This is a genomic window from Domibacillus sp. 8LH, from assembly GCF_038806185.1.
Taxonomy (GTDB): Bacteria; Bacillota; Bacilli; order Bacillales; family Domibacillaceae; genus Domibacillus; species Domibacillus indicus_A.
In genome coordinates, this window is record NZ_JAVJNG010000130.1 from 1 (window position 1) to 274 (window position 274).

The 274-nt window shown below is 41.6% G+C and carries 1 protein-coding gene; it reads left to right on the plus strand.

Annotation, left to right across the window (positions count from 1 at the left end; all coding sequences use genetic code 11):
* Nucleotides 1-189: 189 nt before the first annotated feature.
* Nucleotides 190-274 (plus strand): Lin0512 family protein (locus tag RG959_RS24125; protein WP_342799300.1); only part of this gene is annotated, 85 nt, incomplete at its 3' end.

Below are 274 nucleotides of genomic sequence, written 5' to 3' on the forward strand. Positions count from 1 at the left end.
GGCCTAGGTATCCTGCAAAGATCCAACCATAGAAGGGCATCCTCTATCCTAGTTATTTCTTCTATGGAATGTAGGAAGATGAGCTATCTATTCTGTTTGATTTGACTTCAAGATCCCGTGTTTGATTCCGCTCTACCTCGGGAACCGCCTAATATGAACGATAAATCCTTCATAGAGAGGAGTTTTATAGTGAATCAAGTTCTTTTTATTCAAACAGGAACTGGTATCGACGTTCATGGACAGAATATAACGAAGGCAGCTGTCCGTGCAGTAG